This window comes from Lentzea miocenica (assembly GCF_033949945.1).
Taxonomy (GTDB): Bacteria; Actinomycetota; Actinomycetes; order Mycobacteriales; family Pseudonocardiaceae; genus Lentzea; species Lentzea miocenica.
The window spans coordinates 152,575-167,385 of the sequence record NZ_JAXAVW010000021.1 but is presented as its reverse complement, the minus strand read 5'-3'; the positions used below and the strand labels follow the sequence as shown (position 1 = coordinate 167,385).

At 69.1% G+C, this 14,811-nt stretch carries 16 protein-coding genes; 10 read left to right on the top strand and 6 right to left on the bottom strand.

The features are described from left to right. The first annotated feature begins 5 nt into the window (after window positions 1–5). Together SK803_RS25660 and SK803_RS25655 are read left to right on the top strand one after the other, a co-directional pair. Complete coding sequence (locus SK803_RS25660) at window positions 6–680, top strand: response regulator transcription factor (RefSeq protein WP_319968641.1); 675 nt, start codon at window positions 6–8, stop codon at window positions 678–680. Then, window positions 680–1,954: an ATP-binding protein gene (locus SK803_RS25655; RefSeq protein ID WP_319968640.1), complete on the top strand. Its 1,275-nt coding sequence runs from the start codon at window positions 680–682 to the stop codon at window positions 1,952–1,954. Before SK803_RS25660 ends, SK803_RS25655 begins: the two co-directional genes overlap by 1 nt. Window position 1,955: 1 nt before the next feature. Here SK803_RS25655 and SK803_RS25650 read toward each other — a convergent pair whose 3' ends face one another. The 3 genes from SK803_RS25650 to SK803_RS25640 all read right to left on the bottom strand — a co-directional run bounded on the left by SK803_RS25650 (window position 1,956) and on the right by SK803_RS25640 (window position 5,353). Next, on the bottom strand, window positions 1,956–2,489 hold the full coding sequence (locus SK803_RS25650; protein ID WP_406601577.1) for a GtrA family protein: 534 nt from the start codon (window positions 2,487–2,489) through the stop codon (window positions 1,956–1,958). Next, complete coding sequence (locus SK803_RS25645; protein WP_406601580.1) at window positions 2,419–3,018, bottom strand: GtrA family protein; 600 nt, start codon at window positions 3,016–3,018, stop codon at window positions 2,419–2,421. Before SK803_RS25645 ends, SK803_RS25650 begins: the two co-directional genes overlap by 71 nt. A gap of 112 nt (window positions 3,019–3,130) precedes the next feature. Continuing rightward, the gene (locus tag SK803_RS25640; RefSeq protein ID WP_319968639.1) at window positions 3,131–5,353 is read right to left on the bottom strand and encodes a sigma-70 family RNA polymerase sigma factor; all 2,223 of its coding nucleotides are present in this window, start codon (window positions 5,351–5,353) and stop codon (window positions 3,131–3,133) included. A 141-nt stretch (window positions 5,354–5,494) separates the two neighbouring features. On the opposite strand from SK803_RS25640, the gene SK803_RS25635 reads away from it, so the two are divergent. The 4 genes from SK803_RS25635 to SK803_RS25620 all read left to right on the top strand — a co-directional run bounded on the left by SK803_RS25635 (window position 5,495) and on the right by SK803_RS25620 (window position 8,548). Further along, window positions 5,495–6,262: a GGDEF domain-containing protein gene (locus SK803_RS25635; RefSeq protein WP_319968638.1), complete on the top strand. Its 768-nt coding sequence runs from the start codon at window positions 5,495–5,497 to the stop codon at window positions 6,260–6,262. 155 nt (window positions 6,263–6,417) lie between these two features. Continuing rightward, window positions 6,418–6,798, top strand: coding sequence for a GntR family transcriptional regulator (locus tag SK803_RS25630; RefSeq protein WP_319968637.1), 381 nt, complete (start codon window positions 6,418–6,420; stop codon window positions 6,796–6,798). Continuing rightward, window positions 6,795–7,589, top strand: a complete 795-nt coding sequence (locus SK803_RS25625; protein WP_319968636.1) for an ABC transporter ATP-binding protein — start codon at window positions 6,795–6,797, stop codon at window positions 7,587–7,589. The genes SK803_RS25630 and SK803_RS25625 overlap by 4 nt, the downstream gene beginning before the upstream one ends. Then, window positions 7,586–8,548, top strand: a complete 963-nt coding sequence (locus SK803_RS25620) for a hypothetical protein (RefSeq protein ID WP_319968635.1) — start codon at window positions 7,586–7,588, stop codon at window positions 8,546–8,548. The genes SK803_RS25625 and SK803_RS25620 overlap by 4 nt, the downstream gene beginning before the upstream one ends. Here SK803_RS25620 and SK803_RS25615 read toward each other — a convergent pair. Beyond that, window positions 8,506–9,267, bottom strand: coding sequence for an NAD-dependent epimerase/dehydratase family protein (locus SK803_RS25615; protein WP_319968634.1), 762 nt, complete (start codon window positions 9,265–9,267; stop codon window positions 8,506–8,508). The genes SK803_RS25620 and SK803_RS25615 overlap by 43 nt on opposite strands. A gap of 67 nt (window positions 9,268–9,334) precedes the next feature. Here SK803_RS25615 and SK803_RS25610 point away from each other — a divergent pair, with 67 nt between their 5' ends. The 4 genes from SK803_RS25610 to SK803_RS25595 all read left to right on the top strand — a co-directional run bounded on the left by SK803_RS25610 (window position 9,335) and on the right by SK803_RS25595 (window position 13,052). Beyond that, window positions 9,335–10,162, top strand: coding sequence for a helix-turn-helix domain-containing protein (locus tag SK803_RS25610; protein ID WP_319968633.1), 828 nt, complete (start codon window positions 9,335–9,337; stop codon window positions 10,160–10,162). Further along, complete coding sequence (locus SK803_RS25605; RefSeq protein ID WP_319968632.1) at window positions 10,126–11,313, top strand: 5-(carboxyamino)imidazole ribonucleotide synthase; 1,188 nt, start codon at window positions 10,126–10,128, stop codon at window positions 11,311–11,313. The genes SK803_RS25610 and SK803_RS25605 overlap by 37 nt, the downstream gene beginning before the upstream one ends. Before the next feature lie 8 nt (window positions 11,314–11,321). After that, the gene (purE, locus tag SK803_RS25600) at window positions 11,322–11,810 is read left to right on the top strand and encodes a 5-(carboxyamino)imidazole ribonucleotide mutase (RefSeq protein WP_319968666.1); all 489 of its coding nucleotides are present in this window, start codon (window positions 11,322–11,324) and stop codon (window positions 11,808–11,810) included. Between the two features lie 78 nt (window positions 11,811–11,888). Beyond that, window positions 11,889–13,052, top strand: a complete 1,164-nt coding sequence (locus SK803_RS25595; RefSeq protein WP_319968631.1) for an acyl-CoA dehydrogenase — start codon at window positions 11,889–11,891, stop codon at window positions 13,050–13,052. Here SK803_RS25595 and SK803_RS25590 read toward each other — a convergent pair. Together SK803_RS25590 and SK803_RS25585 are read right to left on the bottom strand one after the other, a co-directional pair. Next, window positions 13,042–14,103 (bottom strand): GTP pyrophosphokinase, encoded by a 1,062-nt coding sequence (locus SK803_RS25590; RefSeq protein WP_319968630.1) that lies wholly within the window; start codon window positions 14,101–14,103, stop codon window positions 13,042–13,044. The two genes, SK803_RS25595 and SK803_RS25590, sit on opposite strands and share 11 nt — an antisense overlap. Window positions 14,104–14,161: 58 nt before the next feature. After that, window positions 14,162–14,767 (bottom strand): hypothetical protein, encoded by a 606-nt coding sequence (locus SK803_RS25585; protein WP_319968629.1) that lies wholly within the window; start codon window positions 14,765–14,767, stop codon window positions 14,162–14,164. Window positions 14,768–14,811: the final 44 nt, after the last annotated feature.

Genomic DNA, 14,811 nt, shown 5'->3' with positions numbered 1-14,811 from the left:
GGCCCGTGAGCGTGGTGTTGCTGGCCGAGGACGATCCGGCCATTGCGGAACCTCTTTCCCGCGCGTTGACGCGGGAGGGCTACTCAGTGCAGGTCGTGGGCGACGGGCCGAGTGCCTTCGACGCCGCGATCGCGGGGGGCATCGATCTGCTGGTGCTCGACCTCGGCCTGCCCGGCATGGATGGACTGGAGGTGTGCCGCAGGCTGCGCCAGAACGGCAGAGGCATACCCGTGCTGATGCTCACCGCACGAGCCGACGAGGTCGACTTCGTGGTCGGGCTGGACGCGGGCGCCGACGACTACGTCGCCAAGCCGTTCCGCCTCGCCGAGCTGATGGCCCGCATCCGGGCCCTGCTGCGCCGGCGGGCACCTGGCACGTTGGAGGTCAACGGCGTGCGCGTCGACCTGGCCGCTCGCCGCGTCACGGTCGACGGCGGGGAGATCCAGCTCGCGAACAAGGAGTTCGAACTGCTCAAGGTGCTGATCCAGCGCGCGGGGCAGGTCGTGAGCCGCGACGAGATCCTCTCCGAGGTGTGGAACGACCCGGACCTCAAGGGCAGCAAGACGCTCGACATGCACATGTCGTGGCTGCGCCGGAAGCTCAGTGACGGCACCCCGAACTCGGCCGAGCGCCGCATCGCGACCGTGCGCGGCCGCGGTTTCCGCTTCAACGCCGACTGATGCGCCGCCGGATCCTGCGGGCGATCCTGCTCGCCGTCGCCGTCACGGGTTTCGTGCTCGGCATTCCGCTCGGCTACACGGCCCTGCAGCTCGTCGAGGACACCGCCCGCGGCGACCTGACCGAACGCGCCCAGCAGATCGCGACCACGCTCGACGACCAGCTCGCCAACCGGCGGGGCATCGACGTCGAGGCCGTGAAGATCGTCGTGCCCACCGACGGCCGGCTGACCGTCGTGTCCAGCGGTGTCACCAGCACCACCGGCCCGTCGCCCGGCACCGACCCGCTGACCGTCGAACTGCCGATCGCGCAACAGGGCACCGTCCGGCTGGAGATCCCCTCCGGCCCGATGCACACCACCCAGGCCCAGGTGACCGGCCTGGTGCTGCTCCTGCTCGCACTGTCCGTCGGCACCGGCACCATCGTGGCCCTGGTGACGGCGCAAACGCTTGCCCGCCCGCTCGGCTACGTGGCCGCCCGCGCGTCCCGCCTGGGCGCCGGTGACTTCCGCGCCGACGAGCAGCGCTACAACATCCCCGAACTGGACGCGGTCTCCGAGGCGCTCGACACCTCGGCCACAGCGCTGGCCCGTCTCGTCCAACGCGAACGCGAACTGGTCGGCGACGTCTCCCACCAGCTGCGCAGCCGCCTGACCGCTCTCCAGCTGCGCCTCGAAGCCCTGGCCGAACACCCGGAACCCGACACCGCTCTGGAAGCCCGCGCGGCTCTCGAACAGGCCGAACGCCTGGCCGCCGTTCTCGACGAGCTGCTGGCCGCCGCCCGTGCGGCCAGGGCCGTGGGCGCCGAACCGCTGGAACTGCGGCCCGCGCTGAACGCCATCGCCGAGGAGTGGCGCGAACAGGTCAAGAGCCACGGCAGGACCCTGCGCGTCCGCGTCCCCGACGGCCTGCTGGCCCGCGCCACGCCCGCCCGCCTGCGCGAGGCCATCGGCGTGCTGCTGGACAACGCGCTGCGCCACGGGGAGGGCTCCGTCGTCGTCTCCGCACGCAGCGAAGAGGGCACGGTCGTGGTCGAGGTGAGCGACGGTGGTTCCGGCGTGCCCGACGACCTCGCGGCCCACATCTTCGAACGCGGCGTCTCAGGCGGCGGCTCGACCGGTGTGGGGCTGGCGCTCGCACGGGCGTTGGTCGACGCGGACGGTGGCCGGTTGGAGCTCTCGACGGCGCGGCCGGCGACGTTCGCGGTGTTCCTGCCGGTCCCGAAGGCCCACGACGTGGTCGGCATACCGTGGAAGGCGCCGAGCACACCCCGATGACTCAGGAGTGGCCGAGCGCTTCTTCTTCGTCGACCGGACGGCCCGAGCGCGCGTTCTCATCGGGGAACACCCACTTCTTGTACCCGTACCAGCGGAAGGCCATCGCGACGAGCGTGCCGACGATCTGCGCGCTCAGGAAGTCCGAGATCTCCTCGGTGAGCCGCGACACGTGCGGCTCCTGCAGGTGGAACGCGTACCGCGCGATGTACAGCGGTGCCGAGTTCAGCACGATGCCGATGCCGTTGACCAGGAAGAACAACAGCGCCTCGTGGTGCCGTTCGCGGCCACCGCGGGTCTTGAAGGACCACTCCCGGTTCAGGATGTACGAGACGATCGTGGCGACCAGGGTCGCGATGATCTTCGCGGTCACCGGGTTGTTCGGCAGGACGACGGTCTTGATCCCGAAGAACAGGACCGTGTCGATCACGAAGCACGTGCCCCCGACCAGGGCGAACTTGACTAGTTCACGATGCTTCAGCGCGATCGACCGGATCGGTTCCGGGAACCGGGAGACCACTGTTTCGGCTAGGGACACGGGACGAGTCTACGGAGATCGGGTGAACGCGCCGGTCCGGCCGAGCGCCGGCGTCGGGGAACACCCAGCGTCGCATCGCCCAGAACTTGAAGCCGGTTGCGAGCAGCATGCCGATGATCGAGCCGGAGGCGAAGTCCGCGATCTCCTCGGTCATCACCGAGACGAAGGGGGCCTGCAGGCCGAACAGGTGCCGCGACAGCCACAGCGGTGCGATGTTGATCGCCACACCCAAGCCGCTGACCAGGAAGAACAGCGCTGCCTCGTGGTGACGCTCGCGGCCGCCGCGGGTGTGGAACGACCACTCGCGCGACAGCACGTACGAGGCGATGATCGCCACCAGCACGCCGATGACCTTCGCCGTGACGACCTTGTCGGTCAGCACGGTGAGCTTCAGCGCGTACCAGACGCCGTTGTCGATGATGAACGTTGTGCCGCCGACCAGCGCGAACCGGATCAACTCGCGGTGCTTGTGCAACAGGAACTGGAGCGGTTCCGGCAGCCGGCTCATGGCTCGGCGAACGACTGGCAGCACCGCGCCAGCTTACGGATCAAGGTAACGGCGGCCGCCTCCGGGTGTTACCTTTCGCGACCGTTAGCCACCTGACCTGCACGTTCAGTGACGAACGAAGATCAACTTTCGATCAACTTCGCGGCGGCTCGCAGGTCGGCAGGCCCAGCAGGTCCGGGATCAGCGGCGGCAGCAGCCTCGGCCACGGCTCGCACGGTTCCGACCTCGGTGGTGGCGTGGTCGTCGGAGGAGTCGACGGTGGCACGGTCGGCGTCGGCACGGTCGTCGACGGCGGGAGCACCGGCGGCAGGATCGGCTCGGTCGGCACGATCGGGATGCCCGGCTTGGTCGGGTCCGAGGGCTCGGTCGGCTTCACCGGCGGAGTGGTCGTGGTGGTCGGGGGCACCGTGGTCGGCGTCGGCGTCGGCGTGGACGTCGGCGGGTTCGGCTCCACCTCGCCCGGCGGCTGTTCCGGCCGCGTCCTGAACGGGACGGTCACGGACTTGGTCGCGTTGCCCAGGGTGGCCGTGACGGAGATCGTCCCGCCCCGGTGCGGCAACCCGAACGCCCAGATGGACATGCGGAACTTGGCGTCCTTGTCCAGGTCGGTGACGCAGTGGATGGTGTTCTTGTCCGTCCGCCGACAGTCCCGGTACGGCGTGAAGATCACGATGTTCTCCGACGCCGACACGTCCAGCTTCAACGTGCCCGCCCGCGGGCCCTTGTTGCGCACCTGCACGTCCACGCGCGGGTCCCAGTAGACCTCGTGCCACGTCGACACGCTGAGCTCGATGTCGTCGTTCACCGGCGGCACGTTGACCTCGACGCTGACGTTGACCGAGATCGACGTTCCCGCGCTGATCGTGCCGGTGATCGTGCCGGGCACGGCGTCGTTCGTCGCGCGCAGCCGGAACAGGAACGTCGCCTGGCCACCGGGCGCGATGCCCGTCGGCGTCGCGCACGTGATCGTGCCGCTGCCGGCCGGGCAGTTCACCGTCTGGTCGGCCGAGCCGTCCGGTTGCAACAGGCGTGCGGCGGCGAACGACGACAGTCCGCCGGTCGACAGCACGCCGGGCGGCAGGTTCAGCACCATCGCCGCGGGCGGTGCCGCGGTGCCGCCGGTGTTCCGGACGGTGATCGGGAAGTCCTTCGGCTCCTCGCCGGGGGTGAGCGTGAATCCGCTCGGCGTCGTCGGCGTCAGCGACGGCGGCGTGGGCTGCGGTGCCGGAGTCGGCGCGGGAGGCTCTGGAGCCGGTGCCGGCGTCGGCGCGGGTGCGGGCGGCGGGGTCGGCGTCTGGACCGGCTGCTCCGTGGTGGGGGCCGGCGGGACCGGTGGCACCGGCTGCGGTGCCGGAGGCTGCTGGACCTGCGTTTGCGCTGGTGGTGGCTCGATGGCCTGGACCGCGGGCGCCTGCTGGTTGCTGCCGCCCGCGGTCAGCGCGATCACGACGGCCGCGGCCACGGCGGCAGCGGAGCCACCGACGGTCACGAGCTGGCGGGGGAGCGAGGCACCGACCGCACCCGCGCCACCCGCGGCCGCACCGGCGCCGACGACAGCCGTCGTCGAGCCCGCGGCCACCAGGTAGGTCGTGGCGCCGATGCCCAGGACCAGCGGGGCGACGAAGATCCGCAGCGCGCCGTTGACGTCCGCGAGTTCGGCGGCCAGCGCCCGGCACCGGCCGCACTCGTCGAGGTGCGCCTCGACCTGGGTCGCCTCGCGCTTGGACAGGCCGGCGCGCGTCCAGGCGCCGAGCCGGTCGACGGTCGCCTTGCAGCGTTCCGCGTCCGTCTGGGCCAGGTGCATCTGCAGGTACTGCTGCTTGAGGCCCTCACGGGCGCGGTAGGCGAGCGCGGACACGCCGTTGGCCGTCAGCCCGAGCAGCGGGGCGACCTCGGCGGGCGACTGGCCCTCGATCTCGGTGTGCCAGAGCACCATCTGCCAGCGCTCCGGCAGCGCGGCGAACGCGCGGGCGGCCATCGACTTCTCCAGCCCGGCCACCGCGGTGTCGCTGAACTGCACCGCCGGCGCGACGTCGGTCATGTCCTCGGTGAGGTCGACCTTCTTGTCGCGGCGGGTCTTGTCGTACGCGGTGTGCCGCAGCGCCGTGAGCAGGTACGCGCGGAACGCCGAGTCGGGGCCGCGACCGGCACGGAGCGTGTCCAGCACCTTCGCGAACGCCTCGGAGACCAGGTCGTCGGCCTCGGCCTGCGATCGGGCCAACTGGCGGGCGAGGTTGTAGGCCGCCGAGACGTGGCGTTCGTACAACTGGCCGTAGGCGTCGATGGTCCCGCCGCGCACGGACTCGATGAGTTCCGCGTCGCTGGGCCCCTGGACGTCTGCAGGAACGATCGCCACAGTCTTCGTTTCCCTCCTCGCGGCGCTCAGTGTGACTTACGGCGCCTGGCGGAGTCATCTCAATCCCCCGCGCGGGTTGCGTCACGATCCAGCGACGGGCGCGTCTCCCACCTGGAATCGCGAGAGCTGAAGGGAGACCGGGTGGGTGTCGCACAAGCGGAACGCCTGCTGAAGTCGAGGTGGCGGACGGCCACCATGGCTGCCGGCTGGGCGTTCCCCGCAGACTGGCCGCTCGCCGAGGTCGACGAGGTGTGCGCGGCGATGCTGGAGAACACCGACCCCGGCGACGCGCTGGTCCGGCTGGGCCGCGCTCGCGCCGAGGCGGGGGCCGGCCTCACGGAGACGTTGATGGATCTGGCCGCGCTGCACGCCGTGCTGACCGACGCGTCGCAGGTCGTGTCGCCGGACGTCGACGCGCTCCCTTCACGGATGCTGCGCATGACAGCGCTGGGATGGGCGGACGTGGTGACGAAGCAGGCCGGCGACTGCACGGCCGAGGATCCTCTGACCGGGCTGGCGACAGCCGCGTACCTGCGCACACGGCTGGGCGAGGTGTACCGGGAGACTCCCGTCGCACCCCTCGACTACGCACTCGTGATGCTGCGCCTCGACGTGCACCGTGCGTCGGGATGGTCCCGCGTGGTCGCCATGACACTCGCGTCCGACGCGTTGCGCACGGTCTTTGACGGCGGCGAGACGTTGGCGAGTCTCGGGCCGTGCGTGGCCGCGGTGCTGGTGCGCCGTGACGAACTGCTCGCGCGCAGAGTGTCGAACCTGCGCGTTCTCGCCGCCGATCGGCTCGCCGACGACCCCAACGTGCGGCCGGTCGGGCCCGCGAAGGTCTGGATCGAGCGGTTGCCGGACACGCACGCCGAGGCGTGCGAGCTCCTCACCTCGCTTGGGCGCTGACTCCCCCTGTCCCGCGCCCACTCTCTCCCCGCTCCCCACCGCACGCGGGGCCCTTTCGTGCACTCGTGGTGAACGAAAGGTCCCCGCGTGCGCTTTCGGATGCGCCCAGAAGTGTTCTATTGTCTTAGTTCACTAGAACAATCTGGGGAGTGTGTGTGGTCGAGTTCCACGTCGACCGAGGCAGCGGTCTTCCCGCGTACCTGCAGCTAGGGCGGCAGGTCAGGGAGGCCATGAGGCTCGGCTGGTTGCAGCCGGGCGATCGCCTGCCGACGGTCCGCGACGTCGTCGCGACCAGCGGCGTGAACGCGAACACCGTGCTCAAGGCCTACCGCGAGCTGGAGCTCGCCGGCCTCGTCGAAGCCCGTCAGGGCTCTGGCACCTTCGTGAAGACGTCCCTGGGGACCGCCGCCCCCGAGGACCTCGGCCCGCTGCGCGAGAAGCTCGTGGACTGGGTGACGGAGGCACGCTCCGCCGGGTTGGAGGACGAGGACATCGACGCGCTGGTGCGCGAGGTGCTGAGTGGGGGAGCGCGATGAGCGTGGTTGCGGCCGAAGTGTCGAAGTGGGCGGTGCGGAACGTCTCCTTCGAGCTGCCACCTGGCAGCGTCACGGCTTTGGTGGGGGCCAACGGCTCCGGCAAGTCGACGCTGCTGAACGTGCTGGCCGGGCACCTGCCGCCGGATTCGGGGCACGCGTCCATCGCGGGCCGCGTCGCGTACGTGCCGCAGCACAAGCCGATGTACAAGGGTTTCAAGGTCGCGGACGTGCTGGAGTTCGGCCGCCGCATGAACGACGTCTGGGACCACGAGCGCGCCGACGAGTGGCTCACCAGGTTCAAGGTGCCGCGCAGGCTCCAGATCGGCGACCTGTCCGGCGGCCAGCGCACGCACGTGACTTTGGCGCTGGCACTGGGATCCCGGCCCGACGTGCTGTTGCTGGACGAGCCACTGTCCGAATTGGACCCGTTGGCGCGCAGGAAAGTAGTGCGTGAGTTGCTGACCGAGGTGAGCGACAACGGCATGACACTGGTCTTCTCCACGCACGTCGTCGCGGAGATCGGTGGTGTGGCGGACAGGTTGCTGCTGCTTGCCGACGGACGGTTGCTCGTGGACGGCGACACCGATGAGTTGCTGGAAGAGCACGTTCTCTACACAGGCCCGCACGCCGAGACAGCACCCGTGGAGGGACGTGTGGTGCTCGCGAAGCACAGCACTTCGCAGTCTTCATACCTCGTGCGTTCCGGCGGTACGCAGATCGCCGAACCGTGGACCGCGCGGTACGTGACGCTGGAGGAACTCGTTGTGGCGCACCTGGAGCGTGCCGCATGAGCGCATTCGTCTGGCTGACCTGGCGGCAGCACCGGTGGAGCATCCTCGGTACCTCCACCCTCGCACTGGTCGCCGCGTACACCCTCATCTCGACCGAGGGCGGGAAGGTGGGCTCGATGCTGGTGGCCGGTTTCTACGGCCTCATCGTTCAGCTCGCCTTCGGCGCTGTGATCGGCATGTTCTGGGGTGCGCCACTGATCGCCCGCGAGTTGGAGGAACGCACCTACTTCGTCGCCTGGGGCCAGGACGTGACACCCGCGAAGTGGTTGCGCGGCAAGGCACTTGTGCTCGGCTCGCTGGCCGTCGTGCTGGGTGCGCTGGTGGGGCTCGGTGACGGCTTCGGCGGCGACCGGATGGTGTGGGGAGCGTTCGAGGCCACTCCGCTCGTGCAGGCCGGCTACGCGATCTTCGGGTTCGCGCTCGGCGTGCTCATCGGCCTGTTGTGCCGGCACGTGGTGATGGCGATGGCGGCGACGCTGGTGTTCTACACGCTGGTCCGTGCCCTGATAGCCGTGGTGGTGCGGGACCACTACCTGCCGGCGCAGCGCGTTGTCGCCCGTTGGGACAGCAGGCCCGACCTTCCGCAGAACGCGCTGGAACTCGGCAAAGGGTTCGTGGGCGCCGACCTCCGTCCCGTGCCGGTGGTCGAACAGTGCGAGAACCTGGTCAACCCGAACAGCTGCATGCGCGCCGCGAAAGCCGCGGTCGGCACGTACGTCGAGTACCAGCCAGCCGGCCGGTACTGGATCTTCCAGGTCATGGAGTTCGGCTTGTTCGCGCTGCTCGCCGCCGTGCTGTTCGCCTTGACGTTCCGGGTGCTGCGCCGGGGCGGTGGGTGGAAGCCGTCCCGCCGCCACCGCCGCATCGACGCCGAACCCGCGGCCGAACCCGCTGCGGAACCCGCTGCGGAACCCGCTCAGAGCACGCCCGCGGCCGCCGAGGCCCACGCGGAGGGATAGCGCGGGCGGAAGCCGATCTCCCGTTGCGCGCGGTTGGTCGACACGATCCCGTGCCACGGGTCGAAATCCTGCTGAACGGCCTCCTCGCTGGGGGTGAGGCCGTTCAGCAGGTGCAACTCGACGGCCGTCGCCGGGCTGTCGTCGGCGATGTTGAAGATCCCGCTGGCGCCGGCTTCGAGCACCTTCCCGACCGCCTGCGCCACGTCGGCGTGATGCACCATGTGCAGCCGCTGGTGACCGGGCCAGGTCGAGGCCCAGCGCAGCGACTCCTCCAGGTGCGGATCGCCGTCGCCGTAGACGAAGGCCAGGCGGAGGATCGTGGCTTCCCTGGTGCCGAGCACGGCCTGTTCGCCCAGCGCCTTCGTGCGGGGGTAGTCGCCGAACGCGGGAGCGGGGTCGGTCGGGTCGTCCTCGGTGGCGGGCCTGCCGAGTCCGGCCGGGTAGACGAGGTTCGTGCTGAAGTGGACGAACAGCGGTACTTTCCCGGCCGCCTCGGCGAGGGCCTTGGTGCCGTGGACGTTCACGCCTTCGAAGTCGGTGCTCGTGCGGAGGGCGGCGGCGACGTGCACGACGGCGTCCACACCGGACACCAGCTCCTCGACGGCCCTGGTGTCCGCCAGCCGGTGGGTCAGCGTGCGCACGTCGTGGCCCTGCTCGCGCAGCCGCGGCAGCAGCCTGCTGCCGACTCGTCCGGTCGCACCTGTCATCGCGATCTTCATGGCGTCCAGCGTCGTTCCGCTCGCCGGACGCAGCCAGGGTCGATGAATCCCTGGCTACCGTGGAGACATGCTGGACATGGCGGGTTTCCTGCGCAGCTGCCGCGAACGGATGGAGCCTCGTGGCGGTGGGCGCCGCCGCACGCCGGGGCTGCGCCGGGAAGAGGTGGCCGAAGCCGCGGGCATGTCGGTCGACTACTACTCCCGGCTGGAACAGGGCCGTGGTCCGCGCCCCTCGGTCTCCGTTCTGCACGGCATCGCACGAGCGTTGGAGCTGTCCTCCGACGAGCGCGCGCATCTGTTCCGCCTGGCAGGTGAGGCCGTGCCGGAGGAGCCCACGTCCGGGCACGAGGTGCGGCCCGGCATCCGGCTGCTGCTCGACCGGCTCGGTGACGACCTCGCGGTGGTGATCACCGACGTCGGCGACGTGCTCGCCTGGACGGCCCGCGCCGAGCTGGTGTTCGGCGACTTCACCGGCCGGAACCTGCTCAGGGCGTTCTTCCTCGGCGATGAGAGCTGGGTTCCGGAGGAGGACCGCGAAGGAGTTGCCCGCGCTCACGTCGCCGACCTGCGCGCGACTCTGGCACGTCGGCCGTCTGCGCAGCCGTTGGTCGACGAGTTGATGACGAGCCCGCTGTTCGCACGGCTGTGGGCGGAACACGGCGTGAAGGTGCGTCGGTCGGCTCGCAAGCGGCTGCGGCATCCGGTCGCAGGCCTGCTGGAGTTCGACTGCGAGGTGCTCGGTGCCCCGGAGCACGACCAGCGGCTTGTGATTCACACCGCACCCGAGGGCAGCGTCACCGCGCAGAGGCTGGCTCTGCTCGCGAGCCGATCAGAAGTTGCAGGTAGGCTGCCTCAACCGTGGACTCCCGTACCCGTCTCCCAGTCGTCGGCATGATCGGCGGCGGGCAGCTCGCCCGCATGACGCACCAGGCCGCCATTCCGCTCGGCCAGTCACTGCGCGTGCTCGCCGTGTCCGAGAACGACCCCGCCGCGCTGGTCGCGCGGGACGTGGTGCTCGGCACGCACACAGACCTCGACGCGTTGCGCGCGTTCGCGAAGGGCTGCGAGGTCGTCACGTTCGACCACGAGCACGTGCCTGAGGAGCACCTGCGCGCGCTGGTCGCAGAGGGCGTCAAGGTGCACCCCGGTCCGGACGCCCTGCAGTACGCGCAGGACAAGCTGAAGATGCGCGTGCGGCTGGCCGAGCTGGGCCTGCCGGTGCCGCCGTTCGCCGAGGTCCACGACGTGCGTGACGTTCTCCGGTTCGGCGGGGCTCACGGGTGGCCGTGCGTGCTGAAGGCGATCCGCGGCGGCTACGACGGGCGCGGCGTGTGGATGCTGAACCAGCCGCACAGCGCGGAGCTGGTCGTGCCCGAGCTGCTGGAGGCCGGGACACCGTTGATGGTCGAGCAGTGCGTGCCGATGCGTCGCGAGCTGGCGGCCGTGGTGGCGCGCTCGCCGTTCGGGCAGGGCGCGGCGTGGCCGGTCGTCGAGACCGTGCAGTCCGAAGGCATCTGTGTCGAGGTCCTCGCGCCGGCGCCCGCTCTGGACGGTGCCGCGGCCCAGGAGCTGGCGCTGAAGGTCGCCGACGCGCTGGGCGTGGTGGGCGTGCTGGCCGTGGAGCTGTTCGAGACCGCCGACGGTGTGGTCGTCAACGAGCTCGCGATGCGCCCGCACAACTCGGGCCACTGGTCCATCGAAGGCGCGCGCACGTCCCAGTTCGAGCAGCACCTGCGTGCCGTCCTCGACTACCCGCTGGGCCGCACCGACCTGATGGCGCCGGCCGTGGTGATGGCGAACGTGCTGGGCGCCGAGGACGTGCCCGCGATGGGCCCGGACGAGCGCGTGCACCACCTGTTCGCCCGGTTCCCGGACGCGCACGTGCACCTGTACGGCAAGGAGGAACGGCCGGGCCGCAAGATCGGGCACGTGACGTTCCTCGGCAACGACATGACAGAGGTCCGCCACCGCGCGCGGCTGGCCGCGGACTGGCTGTCCACCGGTGTGTGGAACGACGGCTACGACATTCACGGGAGTTCGGAGTGACTGAGGCTGTGACTCAGGTCGGCGTGATCATGGGCAGCGACTCGGACTGGCCGGTGATGAAAGCCGCCACCGAGGCGCTCGCCGAGTTCGACGTCCCGTTCGAGGTGAGCGTCGTCTCCGCGCACCGCACCCCGCAGCGCATGCTCGACTACGCGACGTCGGCTGCTGCGCGGGGCCTGAAGGTGATCATCGCGGGTGCCGGCGGCGCCGCCCACCTCCCGGGCATGGTCGCCTCCGCCACCGTGCTCCCGGTCATCGGCGTCCCGGTACCGCTCAAGTACCTCGACGGCATGGACTCGCTGCTCTCCATCGTGCAGATGCCCGCAGGCGTCCCGGTGGCCACCGTCTCAGTAGGCGGCGCACGCAACGCGGGCCTGCTGGCCGTCCGCGTGCTGGCCGCGTCTGACCCCTCGCTGCAGGAACGCATGGCCCGCTTCCAGGCGGAACTCGAGCAGCTCGTACTAGACAAGGACGCGGCGCTGCAGAAGTCCCTCTGAGTGCTCAACAGCACAGCAGCGCCTGTGGTGAACGGGCGCTAACATCGTGCCGAGTACTCGCTACTGGGAGGTAACAAGGTGAACCCGAGCTTCGGCACCTATCAGCTCGCCGAGGAGCACGAGGCGCTGCGAGAGGCCGTCCGCTCGCTCGCCGAGAAGGAGATCAAGCCGTTCGCGGCCGAGGTCGACGAGAACGAGCGCTTCCCGGTAGAGGCCCACAACGCCCTGGTGAAGTCGGGCTTCGCCGCCGTCCACGTCCCCGAGTCCTACGACGGCCAGGGTGCGGACAGCGTCGCCACCTGCATCGTCATCGAGGAAATCGCCCGCGTCTGCGCGTCCTCCTCGCTGATCCCGGCGGTGAACAAGCTCGGCACCATGCCGATCCTCCTGTCCGCCTCCGAAGAGCTCAAGCAACTCGTCATGCCGTCCATCGCCTCAGGCGAGGCCATGGCCTCCTACGCCCTGTCCGAGCGCGAGGCGGGCTCCGACACCGCCTCCATGCGCACGCGCGCGGTGCTGGACGGCTCGGACTGGGTGCTCAACGGCACCAAGTGCTGGATCACCAACGCCGGCGAGTCGACCTGGTACACCGTCATGGCCGTGACGGACCCCAACGCCGCCAAGAAGTCCGCCGGCATCTCGGCGTTCGTCGTGCACAAGGACGACCCCGGCTTCTCGGTGGGCCCGAAGGAGCGCAAGCTCGGCATCAAGGGCTCGCCGACCCGCGAGATCTACTTCGAGAACTGCACGATCCCCGCTTCCCGAATCATCGGCGAGCCCGGCACCGGCCTGAAGACCGCCCTGAAGACGCTGGACCACACGCGTCCGACGATCGGTGCGCAGGCCGTGGGCATCGCGCAGGGCGCTCTTGAAGCTGCCGTCGCGTACGTCAAGGACCGCAAGCAGTTCGGAAAGTCCATTTCAGACTTCCAGGGCGTTCAGTTCATGCTCGCCGACATGGCCATGAAGATCGAGGCCGCCCGGCACATGGTCTACGTCGCCGCCGCCAAGGCCGAGCGCGGCGAGGCGAACATCGGCTTCATCACCGCCGCTGCCAAGTGCTTCGCGTCCGACGTGGCCATGGAGGTCACCACGGACGCGGTGCAGCTCTTCGGTGGCGCCGGGTACACGCGTGACTTCCCGGTCGAGCGGATGATGCGGGACGCGAAGATCACGCAGATCTACGAGGGCACGAACCAGGTGCAGCGCGTCGTGATGTCACGCGCCGTGCTCAACGGCTGAGCCGGTCGGGGGAACCGGGTCGCTCCTGTTCCCCCAGTTTGGCCTTGATCTCCATGACGATTGGCCAGCTGGACTTGGCGTAGAGGGACGTGTAAAACTCCTCTTCGATCGGATGTAGCGCTACGCACAAGACCGCCAAGGCTGCGTACACAGACTGGTAGGAGCGACCGCTCGCGGTCAGCACCGAGCGAATCGTTTCGCCGTCGCCTGGCAGTAGGCGGTCGAATTCCTCGATCGTTTTCGCGCCAAGGTGTACCGCGAGTTGAATGAGCTCGCTACGAAGTGAATCGCCCGCGCGGATCTGACTGCTGACGTCCTCGCCCGCGATGCCGCGAATGAGGGCCACCTTCGGGCTGTTGTAAAGGTAGGCGTCGAGCGAGTCCGCGTCGATCTCGATGTCGAGGTTGCCCTGCTTCACGTTGTCCGAGTACTCGTCGGACAACTCCGATGTTGCCGTCCTGATCGCGGAGAACTGCTCGTCCGCCATCTCGAACAACGCGCTCAGCCGAAACAGCTTGCGTTGCAACGAAGTTGGTGCTTCTTCAGCGCGCTTGTAGCTGAGCTTGTGGTGCACTGCTGCCCAGGCGTGTTGGAGCGTCGTGCGTACCTGCAGTTCGACTGTGATGCCCGCGTACTGACTCCACTCCGGCAGTGCACACCTGTTGTCGCCCATGCGAATGACAAGGTGGATGGACGTGTACCCGAACTGGTCGGCTGCGAGTGCGTCCTGCTTGTTCGCCGAGTGCTCTTCGAGAACGGTGAACTGGGAGCGCAGCAGGCCGACGATCTTCTCGACGTCCTCGAGGTAATAGGCGATGATCCGCAACCCGACCAGGTCCGTCATGTCGTTCAGCGGGTCGGCGTACTTGCCTGCCTTGCGGTCGATCTTCTCGGCGAAGCTGTCAAGGGTCTTGACCCGGCCCTCGACCTGGACGATGTCGATCTCCGCGTGCGCCAGGACCGTCTCGATCAGTTCCTTCAGCTTCTTCTCGTATACCTCGTACGTCGGACGAACCTTGTCGTACGCGGCCTTCCAGTCTGGTGACGTCACTGCGGCTCCCGGTCTCGGCGGCGGTGCACGCTCTTGATCGGGAACAACCCGACGAGCATTACAAGCCAAGTCGCGTGGCAATTTCGACCAACGGAACGACGGTGCAGCCGCGCAGTTCGCGGATCAGGGCAGACGCGAGAACCCGTCGCACTGCAGGATCGTCATAGGCGAAGTTCCCCGCAGTGACCGCTGCCGGCGCCAGCACGCTTCGCCCATAGAGCGCACCGCGCACACCCGCAATCGGATACTCCCTGAAGCGAACAGCCACCGCTCCGCGCCGCAACGCCGGGCACAGCCGTAGCGCGACCGGGATGCACGCCAGGCACACCGGCGGCTCCACCGACGCCATTCCCTCTGGCCACTGTGGCCAGTCATCGCTGTGATCCCGTTGCAGCCACAGGACACCGTCGTCGTTCCGATCTGCCGGTCCGCCGCAGACCTGGCACAGCAACAGTTCCATCGCCCGTCGCTGCCGCAACGGATGAACCCTGGCGAACTCCGGTTTGCCGACCCGATGTCGCAACGCGGTCTGGCGCCACAGCACGCCGTGCCGATCTCGATCGCTCAGCAACTCGTTGGCGTATCCGATGCTGCGGTCAGGTCGCTCCACCAGCGCGCACGGCAAGTCCTGCTCGGCACTCCAAGCGGTGATGTAGGCTATCATATCTGTACAGAACCTCACGGGAAAGTGAAGCGTAGTTCTGTACA

What these genes read in the sequence shown, in the direction of transcription:
- SK803_RS25655 (WP_319968640.1), top strand. Translation starts at nt 680, where the DNA reads ATGCGCCGCCGGATCCTGCGGGCGATCCTGCTCGCCGTCGCCGTCACG.
- SK803_RS25625 (WP_319968636.1), top strand. Translation starts at nt 6,795, where the DNA reads ATGAGCGTGGTTGCGGCCGAAGTGTCGAAGTGGGCGGTGCGGAACGTC.
- SK803_RS25620 (WP_319968635.1), top strand. Translation starts at nt 7,586, where the DNA reads ATGAGCGCATTCGTCTGGCTGACCTGGCGGCAGCACCGGTGGAGCATC.
- SK803_RS25615 (WP_319968634.1), bottom strand. Translation starts at nt 9,267, where the DNA reads ATGAAGATCGCGATGACAGGTGCGACCGGACGAGTCGGCAGCAGGCTG.
- SK803_RS25610 (WP_319968633.1), top strand. Translation starts at nt 9,335, where the DNA reads ATGCTGGACATGGCGGGTTTCCTGCGCAGCTGCCGCGAACGGATGGAG.
- SK803_RS25585 (WP_319968629.1), bottom strand. Translation starts at nt 14,767, where the DNA reads ATGATAGCCTACATCACCGCTTGGAGTGCCGAGCAGGACTTGCCGTGC.